Source organism: Blautia sp. CAG:257 (assembly GCF_000433815.1).
GTDB lineage: Bacteria > Bacillota > Clostridia > Lachnospirales > Lachnospiraceae > Blautia_A > Blautia_A caecimuris.
Window position 1 is genome coordinate 1 of the sequence record NZ_HF999111.1, and the last position, 4,242, is coordinate 4,242.

Consider the following 4,242-nt stretch of genomic DNA (forward strand, 5'->3'; position numbering starts at 1 on the left):
AAGGAACTCCATAAAGCTCATCGTCTTTAATCAGAGATGCCAGAACCTCCTCCGAGTTTGTATTTTCAATTTCTTCTCTGTACTTACCTCCGAATTTCGCCAGTGCATTGGCATCTGTCATAATTGTCAGTGTATCGTTGGCATACATAAATACATCTGCGCTTGCCTCCGGATCCTGTGCCACCTGATTTGCCGCTGTTGCCTCGTCAGCAATTCCATACACAAACGTAATGTCCCATTCCGGATGAAGCTCTGCAAAGTCCTCACAGCTGTTCTGGAGCCACTGGCCACTGTCTTTGGACTGATCCTCAGAAGGAGACCATACCATAAGACGTACCTTTTCCTTTGCTCCGGTCTTTTCTCCTGAAGCTCCGCCACAGCCTGCAAGACTGACTGCAGCAAGAACTCCGGCCATCAGAAGCGCTGTTCTTCTCTTTCCCATTTTTCTTTTCTCCTTGTGTTTCGTTATGTTTCGTTATCTGTAATATACAACAACCTGAAAAAAACGTCAATATATCAGATGTTTTTCTCTGTTTTCCACATTTTTTCAATATTATTTTTGTGCATTTTTTATACTTTATATCTGTACAGGTATTTATTACGAAACAAAAGAAGTCAAAAGAATTGCATTTTTCTTTATTTTTGATATAATAAGAATCAAAGAATCCAGACATCCCAGATACTTTTTCTGTATCAAGCAGTTATTTCCGGATAAAAGAGCATGATTGAAAACAAACGGATTTCGCACAGTAAAAAACTCTGCTCTTCCCACTTTAAGGCTCTGTCTTTTCGGTTTTACACAGCTGCTCTTTTATCTCAGATATGTCTGGCAAAAGGAAGGTACACATATGGCAACAATACAGGATATCGCTGACAGACTTGGCGTTTCCAAGGGAACTGTGTCCAAAGCAATCAACAATGCTCCCGATATAAGCGAAACTTTACGAAAAACAGTGCTTGATACTGCAGTAGAAATGGGATATACCAGACTGCGGCGGCAAAAAAATGATGCAAAACGTTTCTGCATCCTGATCGAAAATATGGAATATGAAGAACCTCATCAGTTCGGATATGATTTTGTAATCGGCTTCCGGCAGATGGCAGAACCGGCAGGATACGTGGTAAATGTAGTTCCTGTAACATTCCAGCTCCAGAAAAAAATCTCCTATGATGTTTTTATGCTCCAGAATGATTATGCAGGCGCTTTTGTCCTGGGCTTTTCTCTCAACGATCCCTGGATGGAGGATTTTAAAACAAGCCACACTCCAACCGTTCTTTATGACAACTATATTCCCGCCAATCCCTATATTGCCTCTATCGGAATTGACAATAATGAGGGAATGGCTCTTGCCGTGTCTCATTTAAAAAAGCTGGGACACCGGAAGATCGGGTATTTAAGCAGCGCACTGGGAGCTTATATTATGCAGGTGCGTCATAAGGCGTTTTTCCACGCGCTGAAGCAAAACGGACTGAAGGCTGATCCTGATTATGCAGGCGCTTCTTACTATGTGACCAAATGTATTGAAAAGCATCTGCCCCGGCTTCTGAACATGGGAATGACAGCCATTATCTGCAGCCACGATCAGATTGCCAACGCCGCTATGGTTCAGTGTCAGCAGCTGGGCTACAGGGTTCCGGGCGATATCAGCATTATCGGTTTTGACGATCTGCCTTTGTGCGCCTATACCTCTCCGCCTCTGACTACCATCCGCCAGGACCGTATCGAACTTGGCAAATGTGGTTTTTACGCCATAGACAGTATTATGAACAAGGTTTCTATCGGAACCATTTATCTTCACGCTCAGCTGATTGAACGAAATTCCACCGGACCAGCGCCTCATAGCCCGACAGAGGATGAATCTTCCGGATTTTCAAGATAATCCGCAGCTTTGGTTACTGTTCACTCTGTTTACAGTAACCTGCTTTGTCACTGAATCCTGTGCAAAGCATTTTATATTACAGGAAATTTCAGCTATGATACAGGCTGCAATATTCTTTACCAGAAAGTCCAGTACAGAATTTACTACTTTCCCGGCAGATAAAATATAGGAGCCGGCTTTGTTTCATTTATAACTACAGTAGAAAGAGGGATGATCTCATGTCAATACAGCGAACCTTACAGAAATATATGGATGACTGGAAAACCATTAGCAGTCTTGATTTTTGTCTTATCACTGATGAAAACGAAGTTTTTGTGACTACCTGCTCCCGTTCACTTCCTTCAGAAAAAAAGCTCAGTGAATTCAGGGAAAGCAACGCTCTTATTATGGCAAACACCAGCCGCTGCCTTTATAAAGTTCTGTATAAAGAAGAGCCTGCCTATATTCTTATTGTGTGGGGAAGCGGTGACAGCGTTCCCACCATCGGAGAACTGGCTGTCTGCCAGGTACAGAGCCTTCTGGAAGCCTATGCGGAAAAAAATGACAAAAACACTTTTATGCAAAAGCTTCTTCTTGGAAATTATCAGGAAGTAGAAGCCTTTAACCGCGCCAAAAAGCTCCATATCTCTTCCACTGCCAGACGTGCTGTTTTTCTGGTGGAAACCCGCCAGGCCAGAGACGAACACGCTCTTGCCACTATCCGGAATATCTTTTCCGCCCGTACAAAAGATTTTATTACCTCTGTAGACGATTCCGGAATCATTGTAATCCGGGAGCTTTCCTCTACAGAATCAGACGAGGATATGGAAGATATTGCTTTTATGCTGGTAGACATGCTTGGAACTGAAGCCATGACCCAGGCCTGGGTTTCCTACAGCAACACAGCCGATGATCTCCTCCAGCTTTCCAATGCCTACAAAGAAGCAAAAACAGCCATGGAGATCGGAAAGATCTTTTACTCAGAAAAAAATGTTTTCAGCTATCGCAAGCTTGGAATTGGCAGGCTGATCTATCAGCTCCCGGTTTCTGTGTGCGAAATGTTTATCCAGGAGGTATTTGGCAGTGAATCCCTGGATTCTTTGGACAGTGAAACCCTTGCCATTATCCGTACCTTCTTTGAGAACAACCTGAATCTTTCCGAAACCTCCAGACAGCTTTATGTCCACCGGAACACTCTTGTGTACCGCTTTGAGAAAATCCAGAAAAAGTTCGGGCTGGATCTCCGTACCTTTGAGGATGCCCTGACCTTTAAGCTGGCCATGCTGGTAAGCGGGTATGTAACTTATCATAAAAACGGCCGGAGCTGATGCTCCGGCCTGGATTCTTTGTTGTGCTTCTCACAGTCACTATTTATTATTTTGTTCTTCCAAAAGCTTCTTCAAACGTTGAATCTCCTCCTCTGCCTTGCGACGTACAAGCTCTGTATTTTTTCGTTCCATGGCAATGCCCTGCTGGATTCCTTTTTCCAGACCCTGTTCAATTCCCCTCTGGATCAGCTTATCTGATTCCAGTTCCAATACCTTTCCGCCCATTACATCACCAAATCCTTTCTTTACTTTTTCTTTGTCTCTGAACACATAATCTGCGATCCGGATGATCAGCTCAACCATATCCCGGTATGCTTTTTCATTTCCTTTCTCAAGAAAATTTTTCTCCAGATACTTCTCGATTTTTGCATACTCATCTAAAAGTTCCTTCCATTTTTCGCTGTCCGTGTCCAGTTCCTTTTCCTGTTCGTATTTTATTACATGGTACGGCAGTAAAAACAGCAGATGTTTCTGCATCATATCATCACAGGTAAACCTCTGCACCTGTACAACAGGAACCGTGTATTCTACTGCATTACCATCTGGCATCACAATCTCCACAGATATCGTATCTCTCTTTTTTGTGCCGCGCAAATACAGTACGCACGACTGTGGAAAATACATCCGATATCTGCCATTTTCCTTCTGTACATGTTCCAAGCTGATTGCAAAATCGTATTCAATCATTCGGATCACCATAGTAGAATCGTCTGTACTCTGACATTCTATATGGTAAATCCGATTTGCAATCAGCAAATGGGAATCTGTGATTATCCTGCCGTTTTGTGTCTGATGTTCATTTCTCTTTTGTATGATTTTAACATCCTCCGGATAGGAAGTGCCAAAGACTTCATTGATCAGCGGCACTGCCAGCTGCGGCATCTTTTCCAGCATAGTCCGGAACACATCATCAAAAATAGTATTGCTTTCCATAAGACATTCCTTTCTTTATGTAACTTATATTATCAGCTTTCGGGTTTTGTCTTATGTATTTTAAGAAATGTTATCAGCCTGTATATTTTATTCCGTAAACTCCCGGAATCCTTATCTTCTGT

3 protein-coding genes and 1 pseudogene are annotated in these 4,242 nt (G+C 42.7%); 2 read left to right on the forward strand and 2 right to left on the reverse strand.

What is annotated here, in order from left to right; genetic code table 11:
* Positions 1–442 (reverse strand): annotated as a pseudogene (locus QVP40_RS12205) (extracellular solute-binding protein); the annotation flags it as partial.
* Between the two features lie 406 nt (positions 443–848).
* On the opposite strand from QVP40_RS12205, the gene QVP40_RS12210 reads away from it, so the two are divergent.
* Together QVP40_RS12210 and QVP40_RS12215 are read left to right on the forward strand one after the other, a co-directional pair.
* Positions 849–1,880, forward strand: coding sequence for a LacI family DNA-binding transcriptional regulator (locus tag QVP40_RS12210; RefSeq protein WP_022068669.1), 1,032 nt, complete (start codon positions 849–851; stop codon positions 1,878–1,880).
* Between the two features lie 218 nt (positions 1,881–2,098).
* Positions 2,099–3,187 (forward strand): PucR family transcriptional regulator, encoded by a 1,089-nt coding sequence (locus QVP40_RS12215; RefSeq protein WP_022068670.1) that lies wholly within the window; start codon positions 2,099–2,101, stop codon positions 3,185–3,187.
* Positions 3,188–3,226: 39 nt separating this feature from the next.
* On the opposite strand, the gene QVP40_RS12220 is transcribed toward QVP40_RS12215, so the two are convergent.
* Positions 3,227–4,120 carry a hypothetical protein gene (locus QVP40_RS12220; protein WP_022068671.1) on the reverse strand — a complete coding sequence of 298 codons (894 nt, stop codon included), beginning with the start codon at positions 4,118–4,120 and terminating at the stop codon, positions 3,227–3,229.
* Between the last annotated feature and the right edge of the window lie 122 nt (positions 4,121–4,242).